Source organism: Comamonas aquatilis (assembly GCF_965139575.1).
GTDB classification, from domain to species: Bacteria; Pseudomonadota; Gammaproteobacteria; order Burkholderiales; family Burkholderiaceae_C; genus Comamonas; species Comamonas aquatilis.
The window spans coordinates 20,188-35,673 of sequence record NZ_CBCSIW010000022.1; the positions used below are offsets into that span (position 1 = coordinate 20,188).

At 60.7% G+C, this 15,486-nt stretch carries 15 protein-coding genes; 7 read left to right on the plus strand and 8 right to left on the minus strand.

Features of this window, described 5'->3' with window-relative positions; all coding sequences use genetic code 11:
- Position 1 precedes the first annotated feature (1 nt).
- The 5 genes from ACNAZA_RS19095 to ACNAZA_RS19115 are packed head-to-tail and all read left to right on the plus strand — an operon-like array spanning position 2 to position 5,447.
- Positions 2 to 565 (plus strand): DUF3486 family protein, encoded by a 564-nt coding sequence (locus tag ACNAZA_RS19095; RefSeq protein ID WP_087084184.1) that lies wholly within the window; start codon positions 2 to 4, stop codon positions 563 to 565.
- Positions 562 to 2,091 carry a hypothetical protein gene (locus ACNAZA_RS19100; RefSeq protein WP_415798098.1) on the plus strand — a complete coding sequence of 510 codons (1,530 nt, stop codon included), beginning with the start codon at positions 562 to 564 and terminating at the stop codon, positions 2,089 to 2,091. Before ACNAZA_RS19095 ends, ACNAZA_RS19100 begins: the two co-directional genes overlap by 4 nt.
- Complete coding sequence (locus ACNAZA_RS19105) at positions 2,084 to 3,613, plus strand: DUF935 domain-containing protein (protein ID WP_415798099.1); 1,530 nt, start codon at positions 2,084 to 2,086, stop codon at positions 3,611 to 3,613. The genes ACNAZA_RS19100 and ACNAZA_RS19105 overlap by 8 nt, the downstream gene beginning before the upstream one ends.
- An 8-nt stretch (positions 3,614 to 3,621) precedes the next feature.
- On the plus strand, positions 3,622 to 4,815 hold the full coding sequence (locus ACNAZA_RS19110; protein WP_415798100.1) for a phage head morphogenesis protein: 1,194 nt from the start codon (positions 3,622 to 3,624) through the stop codon (positions 4,813 to 4,815).
- Positions 4,812 to 5,447: a phage virion morphogenesis protein gene (locus ACNAZA_RS19115; RefSeq protein WP_415798101.1), complete on the plus strand. Its 636-nt coding sequence runs from the start codon at positions 4,812 to 4,814 to the stop codon at positions 5,445 to 5,447. The genes ACNAZA_RS19110 and ACNAZA_RS19115 overlap by 4 nt, the downstream gene beginning before the upstream one ends.
- A 238-nt stretch (positions 5,448 to 5,685) precedes the next feature.
- On the opposite strand, the gene ACNAZA_RS19120 is transcribed toward ACNAZA_RS19115, so the two are convergent.
- Positions 5,686 to 7,014, minus strand: a complete 1,329-nt coding sequence (locus tag ACNAZA_RS19120; RefSeq protein ID WP_415798102.1) for a DEAD/DEAH box helicase — start codon at positions 7,012 to 7,014, stop codon at positions 5,686 to 5,688.
- Positions 7,015 to 7,128: 114 nt separating this feature from the next.
- Here ACNAZA_RS19120 and ACNAZA_RS19125 point away from each other — a divergent pair, with 114 nt between their 5' ends.
- Positions 7,129 to 8,124, plus strand: coding sequence for a quinone oxidoreductase family protein (locus ACNAZA_RS19125; protein WP_415798103.1), 996 nt, complete (start codon positions 7,129 to 7,131; stop codon positions 8,122 to 8,124).
- Between the two features lie 159 nt (positions 8,125 to 8,283).
- On the opposite strand, the gene ACNAZA_RS19130 is transcribed toward ACNAZA_RS19125, so the two are convergent.
- The 7 genes from ACNAZA_RS19130 to ACNAZA_RS19160 all read right to left on the minus strand — a co-directional run bounded on the left by ACNAZA_RS19130 (position 8,284) and on the right by ACNAZA_RS19160 (position 14,252).
- Positions 8,284 to 9,594, minus strand: a complete 1,311-nt coding sequence (locus ACNAZA_RS19130) for a citrate synthase (RefSeq protein WP_120969736.1) — start codon at positions 9,592 to 9,594, stop codon at positions 8,284 to 8,286.
- A gap of 30 nt (positions 9,595 to 9,624) precedes the next feature.
- Positions 9,625 to 9,918, minus strand: coding sequence for an FAD assembly factor SdhE (locus ACNAZA_RS19135; RefSeq protein WP_120969733.1), 294 nt, complete (start codon positions 9,916 to 9,918; stop codon positions 9,625 to 9,627).
- The gene (locus ACNAZA_RS19140) at positions 9,918 to 10,622 is read right to left on the minus strand and encodes a succinate dehydrogenase iron-sulfur subunit (RefSeq protein ID WP_120969730.1); all 705 of its coding nucleotides are present in this window, start codon (positions 10,620 to 10,622) and stop codon (positions 9,918 to 9,920) included. The genes ACNAZA_RS19135 and ACNAZA_RS19140 overlap by 1 nt, the downstream gene beginning before the upstream one ends.
- A 27-nt stretch (positions 10,623 to 10,649) precedes the next feature.
- Positions 10,650 to 12,455 (minus strand): succinate dehydrogenase flavoprotein subunit, encoded by a 1,806-nt coding sequence (sdhA, locus tag ACNAZA_RS19145; protein WP_415798104.1) that lies wholly within the window; start codon positions 12,453 to 12,455, stop codon positions 10,650 to 10,652.
- Positions 12,456 to 12,488: 33 nt separating this feature from the next.
- Positions 12,489 to 12,854, minus strand: coding sequence for a succinate dehydrogenase, hydrophobic membrane anchor protein (gene sdhD, locus ACNAZA_RS19150; RefSeq protein WP_120969724.1), 366 nt, complete (start codon positions 12,852 to 12,854; stop codon positions 12,489 to 12,491).
- A 41-nt stretch (positions 12,855 to 12,895) separates the two neighbouring features.
- Positions 12,896 to 13,318, minus strand: coding sequence for a succinate dehydrogenase, cytochrome b556 subunit (gene sdhC, locus ACNAZA_RS19155; protein WP_415798105.1), 423 nt, complete (start codon positions 13,316 to 13,318; stop codon positions 12,896 to 12,898).
- Positions 13,319 to 13,463: 145 nt separating this feature from the next.
- Positions 13,464 to 14,252: a GntR family transcriptional regulator gene (locus ACNAZA_RS19160; protein WP_415798106.1), complete on the minus strand. Its 789-nt coding sequence runs from the start codon at positions 14,250 to 14,252 to the stop codon at positions 13,464 to 13,466.
- Positions 14,253 to 14,483: 231 nt separating this feature from the next.
- Here ACNAZA_RS19160 and ACNAZA_RS19165 point away from each other — a divergent pair, with 231 nt between their 5' ends.
- Positions 14,484 to 15,470, plus strand: a complete 987-nt coding sequence (locus ACNAZA_RS19165; RefSeq protein ID WP_120969715.1) for a malate dehydrogenase — start codon at positions 14,484 to 14,486, stop codon at positions 15,468 to 15,470.
- Positions 15,471 to 15,486: the final 16 nt, after the last annotated feature.

The window sequence follows — 15,486 nt, forward strand, 5'->3', positions numbered from 1 at the left end:
CATGGCCCGCAAAAGCAGCATCGACCGGCTAGACCCGGAGATCAAGGCATACATCACGGCAATGCTGGCAACCGGCAGCATGACGCTGGACGAGCTGATCAAGGATCTGCAGGGGCGCTTCCCAGCTGCAGCAGGTGCTGGTGAATTGCCCAGCCGCTCGGCTGTTGGTCGCTTCGGCCAGAAGCTGGAGCGCCGTCTGGAAGCCATCCGAGCCAGCACCGAAGCCGCACGACTGATTCAAGAGCATGCCGGCGACGATGAAGATGCACGCAGCGGTGCGCTCACTGCATTGGTTCAAACCGAGCTGTTTGAGTACATCATGCAGTTGCAGGATGCCAGCGAACAGGATGTGGACCCGGTCAAGCGAGTCGAACTACTCTCCAAAGCGGCCAAGAACATTGCCACGCTCACGCGCTCCAGTGTGAGCCTGAAGAAGTTTCAGAGCGAGGTGCGTGATCGTGCCGAAGCAGCTGCAGCCAACGTCGAGAAGATCGCCAAGAAAGGCGGCCTCTCGGCCGAATCGGTGGAGCAGCTGCGCCGCGAGATCCTGGGGATCGCCGCATGACCTCCGTTCCTTTTGTGACGCCCAACACGGCCACCAGCGCGGTGCCTGCGGCCCTGATGGGCTACCAACAGCGCTGGGTGGCTGATCCATCGCCCTTGAAGGTGATCGAGAAGTCCCGCCGAACAGGTTTGACCTGGGGGGAGGCTTCGGACAACGTGCTCTCGGCCGCATCGGCGCGCAGCGCGGGCGGCCAGAACGTCTACTACATCGCCTACAACCAGGACATGACCATCGAGTACATCCAGGCCTGCGCGATGTGGGCCCGGGTGTTCAACTACGCGGCCGGGGAGATTGAGGAAGGCATGTGGGATGGCGAGGACGAAGCCGACCGCAATATCAAGACCTACACGATCAAGTTTCCGGCCTCCGGTTTTCGCATCGTTGCCTTGTCCAGCCGCCCCTCCAACCTGCGCGGTCGACAAGGCACCATCGTGATCGACGAGGCGGCATTCCACGACCAACTAGCCGAGCTGCTCAAGGCCGCCCTGGCCATGCTGATCTGGGGCGGCAAGGTGCGTGTGATTAGCACGCACAACGGTACGGACAACCCATTCAATGAGCTGGTAACTGATATCCGCTCGGGGCGCCGCAAGGGTACTGTGCACCGCATCACGTTCCAGGAAGCCGTAGCCGAGGGCCTTTACAAGCGCGTGTGCATGCGTTTGGGCAAGGTCTGGACCGCTGAGGACGAGGCCGAATGGATGGCGGGGGTCTATTCCTTCTACGGCGATGCTGCTTTGGAAGAGCTGGATTGCATCCCTGCCAACAGCAGCGGCTCATGGCTGACGCGCGCTTTGATCGAATCGCGCATGTCCAAGGACACGCAGGTGCTGCGCTGGGAGTGCAAGCCCGGCTTCGAGGTGCTCCCAGAACACATCCGCATCGCTGATTGCCGTGATTGGCTGCAGGCGCAAATGGCGCCCATCTTGGAGGCACTTCCGCAGGATGTGCTCAGTTTCGACGGCGAGGACTTCGGGCGCACTGGCGACTTGTCGGTGCACGTGCCGCTCATTCAATACCCCAACCTGGTGCGGCGCCCACCCTTCACAGTGGAGCTGCGCAACGTGCCATTCAAGCAGCAGGAGCAAGTGGCTTTCTATCTGCTGGATCGGCTGCCACGCTTCAGCGGCGGCTCATTCGATGCCCGAGGCAATGGCCAGTACCTGGCCGAGGTTGCAATGCAGCGCTACGGCGTGGATCGCATCCACCAGGTCATGCTTTCCGAGACCTGGTACCGGGAAAACATGCCTCCTCTGAAGGCTGCGCTTGAAGACGGCACCCTGGATGGCCTGCCTATGGATGCGGACACCCTTGCCGACTTGCGCTTGGTCCAGGTGATCCGTGGTGTTCCACGGATTCCCGATGTACGCAGCACTGGCACTGATAAGGGCAAGCGACATGGCGACGTAGCTGTGGCTGCTGCCTTGGCCTGGCACGCATCCCGCAACGCAGGGGCCCCGATGGAGTTCACCAGCAGTGGGCCCGTCCAGGACGCCTATGACATGAATGGATTTCTCTATGGCTAAAAATCGCCGTACTCAGCCTAGCCGACAGGCGCCAGACCTGACCAACTATGTGACACGCCAGGAGCTGGAAACAGAAATCGCCAGCCGCCTAGTTGATCCTTTCGAGTCCAGCTACATGGGCGTGCTGCGCACCAATGACCCGCTGCTTTTGGAGCGCGGCCAGGGCAGCATCGAAATCTACCGCGACCTGAAGCGCGACGGCAAGGTTTTCTCGTCCCTGCAAAAGCGGCAGTTGGCCCTCGTCGGGTATGACTGGACCGTAACGCCCATCACTTCGTCCACAAAGGCGGATGAGGATTCCCGTGTGATGCACGACATCCTTGATAGCTGCGGCTTCGACAACCTGTGCAAGCAGTTGATGGACGCATTGCTCACCGGTGTGGAAATCAGCGAGATCATATGGACGGTATCGGATGGCATGTGGGTGCCTAAACGCTTTGCCCAGCGCGCTCAGCGGCGCTTTACCTACATTCAGGACACAGCAGAGCGCCCCCCAGAGCTGCGGATGCTGACGCGTGAAGACATGCTGCGCGGCCGTGCTCTCCCTGAGCGCAAATTCATCGTGCACCGGGTCAATCCGCAAGACGACAACCCGTATGGCATGGGACTGGGTCTGCAGACCTACTGGCCGGTGTTTTTCAAGCGCGCCGGCATCGTGGCGTGGAATAAGCGCCTGGCACGCACAGGCTCACCCATGCCCTGGGGCAAGTATCCCAATGGCGCGGGCCCCCAGGAGAAGGCCACGCTGTTCAGTGCGCTGCGCGCCATGAGTAACGATGGTGTGTTGATGACTCCGCAGGGCATGGATATCTCGCTGCTGGAAAGCAAGATGGCCGGCAGCGGCAGCATCAGCTCCGAGCGTGAGCTTGCCGAATATATGGATGACTGGATTGCTGCTGTCTGGACCGGAGAGTCCCCGCGCGGCAAAGCTGGCGGCGCCGTGGCAGCTGCTGCAAAGGAGCGTGAGTCGGTGCGCTTAGGCCTTACCAAAGGCGACAGCGATCTGCTGACAGAAACGCTCAAGGAGCAGCTGCTCGACCACATCTGCTACTTCAATGGCCTGGAGCCCTGCAAGGTATATCGCCAGATCAAGGCTGACGAAGACACCAAGGCGCAGTCGGAAACTGACAAGAACGTTGCGGACCTGGGCTTCGAGCCGTCAGAGGCTTACGTTCAGGAGCGCTACGGAGACGGCTGGACCAAGAAGAAAGGTGCGCCTGGCACAACAGAAACGCCCTCCAATGCAGACCCAAAAAGCCCCAGCTTTGCCGAAGCAAGCGGCGTACAGGGCCAGGACGCCATTGACCAGGCGCTGGCATCCATTGACGATGCCGAGCTGCAGGATGCCATGCGTGGGCTGCTGGAGCCGCTGTTTGAAGCCATTGAGGCCACCGATAACTTTGAGGATGCTCTGGCCGTTGTGCAAAAGGCATTTCCGAAGATGGACAGCGCCAAGCTGCAGTCTTTGGTCGCCTCGGCGATTTTTGGCGGCCAGGCCTACGGCCGTGCCGTTGAGGCATAGGGGACGCCATGGCGACCATTGCTGCCAATCTGAAGCTGCAGCCAGCCGACGCTACGGAGTATTTCCGTGCCAAGGGGTTGCAGGTGACCTGGTCCTGGACTGACATGACGCGGGATGCACATGCCGCAGCTTTCACTGTGGCCAAGGCCACCACGTTGGATGTGCTGTCCGCGATTCGCAGCGAGGTGGACAAAGCTGTCGGCGAAGGTCAGACCTTTGAGGCTTTCAAGAAGGCTCTGCGCCCGAAACTGCAGGATCTGGGCTGGTGGGGACGCCAGGAAGTGCTAGACGGCGAGACTGGTGAGCTGACCACGGCCCAGCTGGGCAGCAACCGCCGCCTGCGTACCATTTTCCAGACCAACGTGCAGACGGCCTATATGGCCGGACGCTACAAGCGCTATCTGGCCGATGTGGAAAACAGGCCGTACTGGCGCTATGTGGCCATCTTGGACGGGCGCACGCGGCCCGCCCATCGCGCCCTGCACGGCAAGGTGTGGCGTTGGGATGATCCGATCTGGCAGGTGATCTGGCCGCCCAATGGCTGGGGATGCCGGTGTCGTGTCCAGGCACTGACAGAAGCCGAGTTCCGGGCGCTTGGTGTGGCTCTTGAAGATGGCAGCCAAGCCATCAGCACGATCCGAGTGCCAGTCAACAAAGATGGCGACACGATGGACGTGCAAGTCGTGCGCTACATGGACGAGCGTGGCCAGCCGCGTACATTCCGGCCAGATCCGGGCTGGGACTACAACCCAGGCGTGGCATCTCAAGCCAATCTGGACCGAGTCATGACCAGCAAGCTGGAACAGGCGGCGCCAGCCATCAGCCAGGCTACTGTGCGTGACATGGCTGGCCAGCCGCAGTTTGGTCAGTGGTTGCAGGCCCCCACGGGCGCCTGGCCGCTTGTATCGGTCCCCCCCGCCGATGCGCAGTCCATTGGCGCCGCTTCACGCATTGGCACTCTGGCCGGCACCGTGGTTCGAGCAGCAGGGTCTGCCACGGTCGACTACGCAGGCGCTCAGCTGGTGATCGAGCAAGGCATTCTGGTGCGCAGCGCTGGCCAGCTGATCTACGTGTTGCGCCAGGGTGAGACGGTTTCGGTGGTTCGGGCGCAGGCCTCTGGCGACAGCCTGGCGGTGGTCAGCGTGGAGCGGCTCACCTTGGAGCAGGCCATGGTCGACGCCGATATCGCTGCAGCGCTATGAGCGGGCTGATCGACATCATCATTGATATCGGCGATGCCGTTCGCCGGCTGGATCGTGCTGCAGCGATCCTGGACAATCCGACCGATCTTTACCGGGGCATTGCGCAGAGCCTGGAGAGCGTGACAGAGGGCAACTTTGAAGCCCAAGGGCGGCCACACTGGGCTCCTCTGGCCAAGTCCACTATCCTGGAGCGCACGCGTCGTAACAAGGGCAGCTCCACGCTGATGATGCTGCAGGACAGCGGCATTTTGGCCGCCAGCGTCACGTCCGACTTTGGCGCCGACTTTGCCTTGATTGCAGCCGGCGGCGCGGCCTCAGACTATGCGGCCATCCAGCAGTTTGGTGGCGAGATCAAGCGCGCGGCCTATTCGACCAAGGTACGGCTGCGCACGGATGCAAAGGGCAATCTGCTGCGCCAAGCCGGAAATCCCAACCTGGCAGTCTTTGCCCGCAATAGCCACAAGCGGGCGCGGGAGAGTTGGCATGAGGTCGGCGAGTTCACTATCAAGATCCCAGCGCGGCCATATTTGCCATTCAGTGGCCCGCCCGAGGCTCCTATACTGCAACCCGAGGCCGAGACCTCCATCATGGATGTGGTGGACCGATTTCTACGAGGTGCGTTCGGTCAGTAGTCGGTGTTTTCTGTGGCGAAAGCTAATTGCAGGTTCCTATCCCACCATGGCCCGGCAAGTCCCACCACATCCCGATTTATCTCATCTCTCCCTCTTTCTTTATCTCACTCCCATTCAGAATAAACCGAAAGTTGGTTCTTGCTTGTTGGCTCTGGCTGCGGAAAGAAAAAGGCCGCAAAAATGCGGCCTTTGGGCGATTGAGTCTTGGTCAGACGGTAGGCTGTATTCTGTTCGGGCTCTAGTCGGTAGGGTGCTGCTTGGCTGCGGCAGCGCGCAGCTTGTCCTTCTTGCTGGGGCGCTTGCCCTTGATGCCACCATTGCCGTCCTGGGCTATGGGTGGCGGTGGCACTTCCTCGGTGGGCTCAAAACCGGCAACTTGTTCCAGCGTCAGATCCAATGCATTGCGCTTGCAGATCAGATTCCAGTGTGCTGTTTCGGCTGGCGTAACAAAAGTAATAGCAAGACCCGTATGGCCTGCACGGCCTGTGCGACCAATACGGTGAATGTAGTCGGCCGCTGAGCGGGGCAGGTCGTAGTTGACGACCACGGGCAGCTGTGAAATATCAATACCGCGTGCGGCCAGATCGGTGGTGATGAGCAGCTGCCAGCGCTTGGCCTTGAACTGATCCAGCACTTCTTTGCGCGCACCCTGGCTCATGTCACCGTGGAAGGTGGTGGCAAAAATACCGTTCTTGTAGAGCTTGTTGGCCAGCATCTCGGCCGTGTGGCGCTTGGCCACAAAGACTAGGGCACGCTCCCATGCGTCGCTTGGCGCATCTTCTGCGCTGCCGTCTTCGCCGGTCTGCTTGCTGCCCTTGGCCAGCTGTTGCAGCAGCTGGGCGCGGCGGGTGCTGTCCACGGCAATGGCACGCTGGCTGATGTTCTCGGGGCTGATCGAGTGTTCAGCGTCCTTGCCGGTATCCACTTGGGCGCGCACCGGGTCGTGCAGCAGCTGGGTGGCCAGGGCTTCCACGTTTTGCGGATAGGTGGCGGAGAACAGCAAGGTCTGGCGCTTGGCGGGCAGCAGGGCCAGCACGCGGTTGAGTTCTTCGGCAAAGCCCAGATCCAGCAGTCGGTCGGCTTCGTCCAGCACCAGATGCTGTACCTGGCCCAGCCTGACGGCATTGCTGTCCACCAGATCCAGCAGGCGGCCCGGCGTGGCGACCAGAAAATCGGCGCTGCCGCGCAATTGCATCATCTGCGGGTTGATGGAGACGCCGCCGTAGACCACGCGGCTGCGCGGCTGATCCTTGAGGTTGCGGGCCAGATCGCTCAGGCTTTCATGGACCTGCAGGGCCAGCTCGCGCGTGGGCACCAGGATCAGCGTGGCCAGATTGCGCACAAAGCCCGTGTGCTGGCGTCTGGCGTTTTCGGCTTGCCAGCGCTGCAGCAGCGGCAGCAGATAGGCGGCGGTCTTGCCCGAGCCCGTGGGCGCGCAGGCCCACAGATCGCGCCCGGAAAGGACTGCGGGGATGGCCTGGGCCTGGATGGGGGTGGCATCAGCCAGACCCAGTTCACGGGCAGCGTTCACAAGCTCAGGGCGCAGACCTAAAGGGGCAAAGGACATAAATACGATGAAAAAGGGCAGTGCAGGAGGCGCATTGTCGAGGAATTGCCGCTTCGCAGCATGGCGCAGGGACAAGCTACAGTGCTCAGACACATATCAGCAGGAGATCCAGGCATGGCCCAGGCGACTTACCCCGCAATCGTGATTCAGGAATACGGCGGCCCCGAGGTGCTGCAGATCGCCAATGTGGCAGCCAGTCCCTTGCTGGCTGGCCAGGTGCGCGTGCAGCACAGCCGCATTGGCGTGAATTTTCATGACATCTATGTGCGCTCAGGCCTATACAAGACGCTGGCCCTGCCCGGAACTCCGGGCATTGAGGCAGTGGGGGTGATTGCCGAGGTGGGCGAAGGCGTGACGCGCTTCAAGCCGGGCGACCGGGTTTGCTATATCTCGGCGGCTTATGCGGTGTATGCCGCCGAGCGCGTGATTGCTGCCGATGAGCTGATTGCCGTGCCCGACGATTTGAGCGATGCCCTGGTGGCATCCAGCCTGCTGCGCGGCTTGACGGCCGATGTATTGCTGCACCGTGTGGCCCGGGTGGGGCTGGGCTCGCGCATTCTGGTGCAGGCGGCGGGTGGCGGCATGGGCCAGATTCTTTGCCAGTGGGCCAGGCAACTGGGTGCCACGGTGATTGGCACGGCTGGCAGCGATGCCACGGCAGACAAGGCGCAGCAGGCGGGCTGTGCAGAGGTGATCCGCTACCGGGGTCCGGGTGCGCAGGATGTGGCAGCCCGTGTGATGGAGCTGACGCAGGGCGAAGGCGTGGATGTGGCCTATGACGGTGTGGGGCGGGACAGCTTTGATGGCTCGCTGGCCAGTCTGGGCTGGGGCGGGCAGCTGGTGATGTATGGTCAGGCCTCGGGGCCGGTGGCGCCGCTGGAGATTGCGCGCCTGGCGGCCCGCTCCAGCAGCGTAAGCCGTCCCATGGTGTTCCACTTCGTGAAGCAGCCGGCTCAGAGAGAGGCCATGGCCGGGCGCGTGTTTGAGGCCTTGCGCCGCCAGCACTTTCGCATGAGCGAGCCGCTGGAGTTTGCGTTGGCCGATGCGGCTGGGGCGCACCGGCAACTGGAGGCGCAGGGTGCGCTTCAGCCGATTTTGTTGGTGCCCTGAGCTGGGTTTGCTATTGAGTTGATAGCTTTTGGCGCATTTGGTTATTGGGGTGGAGGCTAAAAAGCATTAAATTCCTAGGCGCAAAGAAAAAGCCCGCAGGCATGAAGCTTGCGGGCTTTTTTCGCATCAGACCCGGCAAGCCGGGCCTGATGGAGGCTATCAACGCTGAGCGATAGGCTTGACGTCGCGGGCCACCGAGCCGGTGAACAGCTGGCGGGGACGGCCGATCTTGTACTCGGGGTCAGCCATTTGTTCGTTCAGCTGGGCGATCCAGCCCACGGTGCGGGCCAGGGCGAAGATGCCGGTGAACAGGTTTACTGGAATGCCGATGGCGCGTTGCACGATGCCGGAGTAGAAGTCCACGTTGGGGTAGAGCTTGCGCGAGACGAAGTAGTCGTCTTCCAGGGCAATCTTCTCGACTTGCTTGGCCAGGGCGAACAGAGGATCCTTTTCCAGACCCAGCTCTTGCAGGATCTCGTTGCAGGTTTCCTGCATCAGCTTGGCGCGGGGATCGTAGTTCTTGTACACGCGGTGGCCAAAGCCCATCAGCTTCACGCCGCTGGTCTTGTCCTTGACCTGTTCCATGAACTCGCCAACCTTGGCGATGCCGCCATTGGCCTGGATCTGTTCCAGCATGTTCAGGCAGGCTTCGTTGGCGCCGCCGTGGGCAGGGCCCCACAGGCAGGCCACGCCGGCGGAGATCGCGGCGAAGGGGTTGGTGCCCGACGAACCGCACAGGCGCACGGTGGAGGTCGAAGCGTTTTGCTCGTGGTCTGCGTGCAGGATGAAGATGCGGTCCAGAGCGCGTTCAACCACGGGGTTGACCTTGTACTCTTCGCAAGGGTTGCCGAACATCATGCGCATGAAGTTGCCAGCGTACGACAGATCGTTCTTGGGGTACATGTAGGGCTGGCCCACACCGTACTTGTATGCCATGGACACCAGCGTAGGCATCTTGGCGATCAGGCGGATCGCGGCGATTTCGCGGTGTTCTGGGTTGTTGATGTCGGTGCTGTCGTGATAGAAGGCCGACATGCCGCCCACCAGACCGGTCAACACGGCCATGGGGTGAGCATCGCGACGGAAACCGCGCAGGAAGAACTGCATCTGCTCGTTGACCATCGTGTGCTGAGTCACGCGGTTTTCGAAGTCAGCCTTCTGGGTTTCGTTGGGCAGCTCGCCGTACAGCAGCAGGTAACAGGTTTCCAGGAAGTTGCAGTTCTTGGCCAGCTGTTCGATGGGGTAGCCGCGGTACAGCAACTCGCCCTTGTCGCCATCGATATAGGTGATGGCGGACTGGCAGGCGGCAGTAGAGAGGAAGCCCGGGTCATAAGTGAACATGCCGGACTGACCGTACAGCTTGCGGATGTCGATCACATCCGGGCCGATGTTGCCCTGATAAACCGGCAGCTCGACGCTGGGTGCGCCATTGCTGAAAGACAGCGTTGCTTTGTTGTCAGCGAGTTTCATTTCCAAACTTCCTTCTCTAGATTGCCTAGCCTACTGGGGGTTAGAGCCGGGTTGGCGTTTGCGCACCATCTCCAGCACTTCCCTGACTTCTTGGGTATCGAGTTGTCCTTCAGGTTCCTTGCGGCGCAAGAAAAGATCCATCAGGTCGTTGTCTGCCAAATCCATCAAGGCAGACATGCCAGCTGCGTGTCTTTGCGTCAACTGGCTTGCGTAGGTGGCGAAGAACTGCTCGATGAACAGATCGTTTTCAACCAGACCACGGCGGCAGCGCCACCGCAGCAGGTCGCGCTCACGTTCTTCGAGCAGGGTATTCGTCATCAGCATCAGACGGTTCGGCGAACCATCAGCTCCTTGATCTTGCCAATGGCCTGTGTGGGGTTCAGGTGCTTGGGGCACACGTCCACGCAGTTCATGATGGTGTGGCAACGGAAGAGGCGGTACGGATCTTCCAGGTTGTCAAGGCGCTCGCCCGTGGCCGTGTCGCGGCTGTCCGCGATAAAGCGGTAAGCCTGCAGCAGACCGGCCGGGCCTACGAACTTGTCGGGGTTCCACCAGAACGAGGGGCAGCTGGTGGAGCAGCTGGCGCACAAAATGCACTCGTACAGGCCGTTGAGCTCTTCGCGCTCTTCGGGCGACTGCAGGCGTTCCTTGGTCGGCGATGCATACAGATCGCTTTGCAGGTAGGGCTTGATCGAGTGGTACTGCTTGAAGAACTGCGTCATGTCCACGATCATGTCGCGGATCACGGGCAGGCCGGGCAGGGGTTTCAGAACGATGTCGCCCTTGAGGGTGTTCATGTTCGTCAGGCAGGCCAGGCCGTTCTTGCCGTTGATGTTCATGGCGTCCGAGCCGCACACGCCTTCACGGCAGGAGCGACGGAAGGAGATGGAAGGATCCATTTCCTTGAGCTTGACCAGTGCATCCAGCAGCATGCGTTCATGGCCGTCCAGCTCTACCTGCACGGTTTGCATGTAGGGCTTGGAATCTTTATCCGGATCGTAGCGGTAGAGTTTGAAAGTACGCTTCATTTTGATCTTCTCTCGTGGGCTGCTGGATTAGAACGTACGGACCTTGGGAGGTACGCTGGCAACGGTCAGGGGCTTGAGGTTCACAGGCTTGTAGCTCAGGCCGTTGGAGGCGCTGTCCCACAAGGTGTGCTTGAGCCATTCCTTGTCGTTGCGACCCAGCGGGAATTCGGCGTGGTCGGCAGGGTGCTCGTAGTCGTACACGGTGTGCGCGCCACGGCATTCCTTGCGGGCAGCAGCCGATGTCATGGTGGCCTGTGCCACTTCGATCAGGTTGTCCACTTCCAGGGCTTCCATGCGGGCGGTATTCCACACCATGGACTTGTCCTTCAGAGTCACCGAGCCCACGCGTTCGCGGATGGCGTTGATCTTGGTCACGCCTTCGTCCATGCTCTTTTGCGTGCGGAACACGCCAGCATGGTTTTGCATGGAAGCGCGGATGTCGCCGGCGACTTCCTGGGCGTACGTGCCTTCCTTGGATTCCTGCAGCTGGTTCAGACGTGCCAGAGTGCGGTCCGAGCCGTCGGCAGGCACGGCTTTGTGAGCGCCAAAACCGTTGACGAATTGCACGATGTGCTTGCCCGCAGCCTTGCCGAACACCAACAGGTCCAGCAGCGAGTTGGTGCCCAGGCGGTTGGCGCCGTGCACCGACACGCAAGAACATTCGCCCACGGCGTACAAGCCGTTGACCACGTTGTTTTGCTGTCCGTCCCAGGTCACGACCTGGCCGTTGATGTTGGTGGGGATGCCGCCCATCTGGTAGTGGATGGTGGGAACCACGGGAATGGGTTCCTTGGTGATGTCCACGTTGGCGAAGTTGTGGCCGATTTCTTCCACCGAAGGCAGGCGCTTGCGGATGGTGTCTGCACCCAGGTGGTCCAGCTTCATCAGGATGTAGTCCTTGTTGGGACCGCAGCCGCGACCTTCCTTGATTTCCTGGTCCATGGAGCGGGACACGAAGTCACGTGGAGCCAAGTCCTTCAGGGTAGGCGCGTAACGCTCCATGAAGCGCTCGCCTTCGCTATTGAGCAAAATAGCGCCTTCGCCACGGCAGCCTTCGGTCAGCAGCACGCCGGCACCGGCCACGCCGGTGGGGTGGAACTGCCAGAATTCCATGTCTTGCAGCGGGATGCCAGCGCGTGCTGCCATGCCCAGGCCGTCGCCGGTGTTGATGAAGGCATTGGTCGAAGCCTGGAAAATGCGGCCAGCGCCACCGGTAGCCAGCAGCACCGCCTTGGCGTGCAGCTCGTACAGGTCGCCGGTTTCCAGTTCGATGGCGGTCACGCCCACCACATCGCCGTCCACGTTGCGGATCAGATCCAGGGCCATCCACTCCACGAAGAAGTTGGTCTTGGAAGCCACGTTTTGCTGGTACAGCGTGTGCAGCATGGCGTGACCGGTACGGTCAGCGGCAGCGCAGGCACGTTGCACGGGCTTTTCGCCGTAGTTGGCCGTGTGGCCGCCGAAAGGACGCTGGTAGATGGTGCCGTCGGGGTTGCGGTCGAACGGCATGCCGAAGTGTTCGAGCTCGATGACGACGTTGGGTGCTTCACGGCACATGAACTCGATGGCGTCCTGGTCGCCCAGCCAGTCAGAGCCCTTGATGGTGTCGTAGAAGTGATAGTGCCAGTTGTCTTCGGCCATGTTGCCCAGCGACGCGGACACGCCACCTTGAGCAGCCACGGTGTGCGAACGGGTAGGGAAAACTTTGGTCAGCGAAGCGACGGACAGACCGGCACGCGACAGTTCCAGCGCAGCGCGCAGGCCGGAGCCGCCGGCACCGACGATGACGACGTCAAACTTGCGCTTGGTGATTTTTGCTTTGGTATAGCTCATTCTTAACCTTCAATCGTGGAGACTGTGTCTCGATCAGAGACGCCACAGAACCTGAATGCCCCAGCCGATGCAGCCGACCAGCCAGACGATCGTGAAAACGTGCAGGACAAAACGCAGGCCCACGGGCTGCACATAGTCCATCCAGATGTCGCGCACGCCAATCCAGGCGTGCCAGCCCAGCGACACAAACAGTGTCAGGGTCAGGAACTTCATCCATTGGGGGGCAAAGACGCCGGCCCACATTTCATAGCCCACGGGTTCGCCGGAAGTCAGAAAGCGAACCAGCAGAACCACAGTGAACAGTGCCATCAGCACTGCAGTCGCGCGCTGGGCCAGGAAGTCGCGGGTGCCGTAATGCGCGCCGACCACGGTGCGCTTGGAGCCGTAATTCACGGACATGGTTTTTCCTTATCGTGAGGGTTTGATTGCTGCTGTACTGATTAGTACAGGCCAAACAGCTTGGCGCCGAGCGCAGCAGTCAGGGCGAGGCTGATGACCAGCACGGTCAAGGCAGTGCTCTTGCCGGTCTGCTTGTTGGCAGCGTGGTGGTTCACGTCCATCACCAGGTGGCGAACACCGGCGCAGAAGTGGTGCAGATAAGCCCAGATCAAGGCCAGGCAAGCCAGCTTGGCCAGCCAGCCGAAGCTGCCGGCGAAAACCGAAGTGAACGCATCAAACGAGATTTCCGAAGACAGGGACTTGTCGAACATCCAGATGATGAATGGCAACAAGAGGAACATCAGCAAGCCGCTGACGCGGTGCAGGATGGAGACCCAGGCGGCAGGAGCCATTCTGTAGGTCGGCAAGTCTTTCAAGAGGTTGATGTTGCGGAACTCTGGCCGCTGTTTTGATTGCTCTGTCATGGCAGGGGGCTTTCGTGGATGTAACTGCGTTGTAATCGCTAGTGCGAAGCGACACAAAATTCTATTGCAATGCAGCAGAAGCTGTTGGCCGAAATTGCTTAGCAGACGACAGAGAGTCGTTGCAATTCACGCTTTTCCGGGGGATTTAGCTCAAAGCATTGCGGTAATGATGGGTATCGGTGCGGTACAGGCCGCGGCGTAACTCCATGGGAACATCGTTGTAGGTGAAGGCCGTGCGCTCCACGCTGAGGAGTGGCGTAGTGCTGGGAATGCCCAGAATCTGCGACTGCTCTGCGTCAGGGAGAACGGCACGAATTTTTTCATCGGCCCGCACCATGCGCACGCCATATTCGAGCTCGAACATGGCGTAGGTTGGGCCCTGATAATTGGACATTTGCTCGATTGTCAGGCCCTTGAAGGCGTTGCCCGGCAGCCAGATGTCTTCCAAAATCGTAGGAATACCGGCAAACGCCAGGGTGCGGCGCACATGCATGACGGCATCGCCCGTGCGCAGGGCCAGGGCGCGGGCCACGTCGGCGGGCGCGCGCAGGCGGCGGCACTCCAGGATATGGCGCTCGGCACGGCCTTCGCGCTGCAGGTCGCCCGCGTCGGGTTGCAGCTTCAGAAATCGGTATTGCACCTGCTGGGCGGCGTGGGTGGCCACGAAAGTACCTTTGCCCTGGCGACGCATCACCAGGTTCTCGGCTGCCAGCTCGTCAATGGCCTTGCGCACCGTGCCCTGGCTGACCTTGAAGCGGGCCGCCAGTTCCATTTCGCTGGGAATCAGTTCTCCGGGGCGCCATTCGCCAGCCTCAAGGCTCTGCAGGATCAGCCCCTTGATCTGTTGATAAAGCGGGCTGAAGGCCGGGGTCGATACGCCAGCGCCACCGGTGTTGGTGGCGGATTCTGGGGCTTGATGGTGAAGGGTAGACATAGTTTTTTTAGAGGGGTGCCTCCGCGATGCGACGCGCAAAAACGATTGGGTGTTTATGCTAGTGTAGCTCTTTGTGGATCATATCTTATATAAGATATAAGACAAATTGACCAGGCTTAGAATTCAGCAGTACACTTCCGCCATGTTTTGTGGCGCACGGGCTGCCGGTGTTAGACGCTGGTGCCGCCTGGCACTCATAACATCCCACTTTTTTCCAATTGGAGTTTCACCATGAGCAAGAAGCCCGTCCGTGTTGCCGTTACTGGCGCAGCTGGCCAAATCGGTTACGCACTGTTGTTCCGCATCGCCTCCGGCGAAATGTTGGGCAAGGATCAGCCCGTCATTTTGCAACTGCTTGAGATTCCCGACGAGAAGGCTCAGAACGCTCTGAAGGGCGTGATCATGGAGCTGGAAGACTGCGCATTCCCTCTGCTGGCCGGCATCGAAGCCCACAGCGATCCTCTGACAGCCTTCAAGGACACCGACTACGCTCTGCTCGTGGGTGCCCGTCCTCGCGGTCCCGGCATGGAACGTGCTGACCTGCTGGCGGCCAATGCCCAGATCTTCACGGCCCAGGGCAAGGCTCTGAACGCTGTTGCTTCGCGCAACGTGAAGGTGCTGGTCGTGGGCAACCCCGCCAACACCAACGCTTACATCGCCATGAAGTCGGCTCCCGATCTGCCAGCCAAGAACTTCACCGCCATGCTGCGTCTGGACCACAACCGTGCCGCTTCCCAGCTGGCTGCCAAGGCAGGCTTCAAGGTTGGCGACATCAAGCACCTGACCGTGTGGGGCAACCACTCGCCCACCATGTACGCTGACTACCGCTTCGCTACCGTGGACGGCAAGTCTGTGAAGGACATGATCAACGATCAAGTCTGGAACAAGGACGTGTTCCTGCCCACCGTGGGCAAGCGCGGCGCTGCCATCATTGCAGCTCGTGGCCTGTCTTCGGCTGCATCGGCTGCCAACGCTGCCATCGACCACATGCGCGACTGGGCTCTGGGCTCCAACGGCGAATGGGTCACCATGGGCGTGCCTTCCAATGGCGAGTACGGCATTCCTGCCGGCATCGTGTTCGGCTTCCCCGTGACCACTGAAAACGGCGAATACAAGATCGTCGAAGGTCTGGAAATCGACGCTTTCTCGCAAGAAGGCATCGACAAGACTCTGGCTGAGCTGCAAGGCGAGCAAGACGGCGTCAAGCACCTGCTGTAAGCCAAAAGCCAGCGAC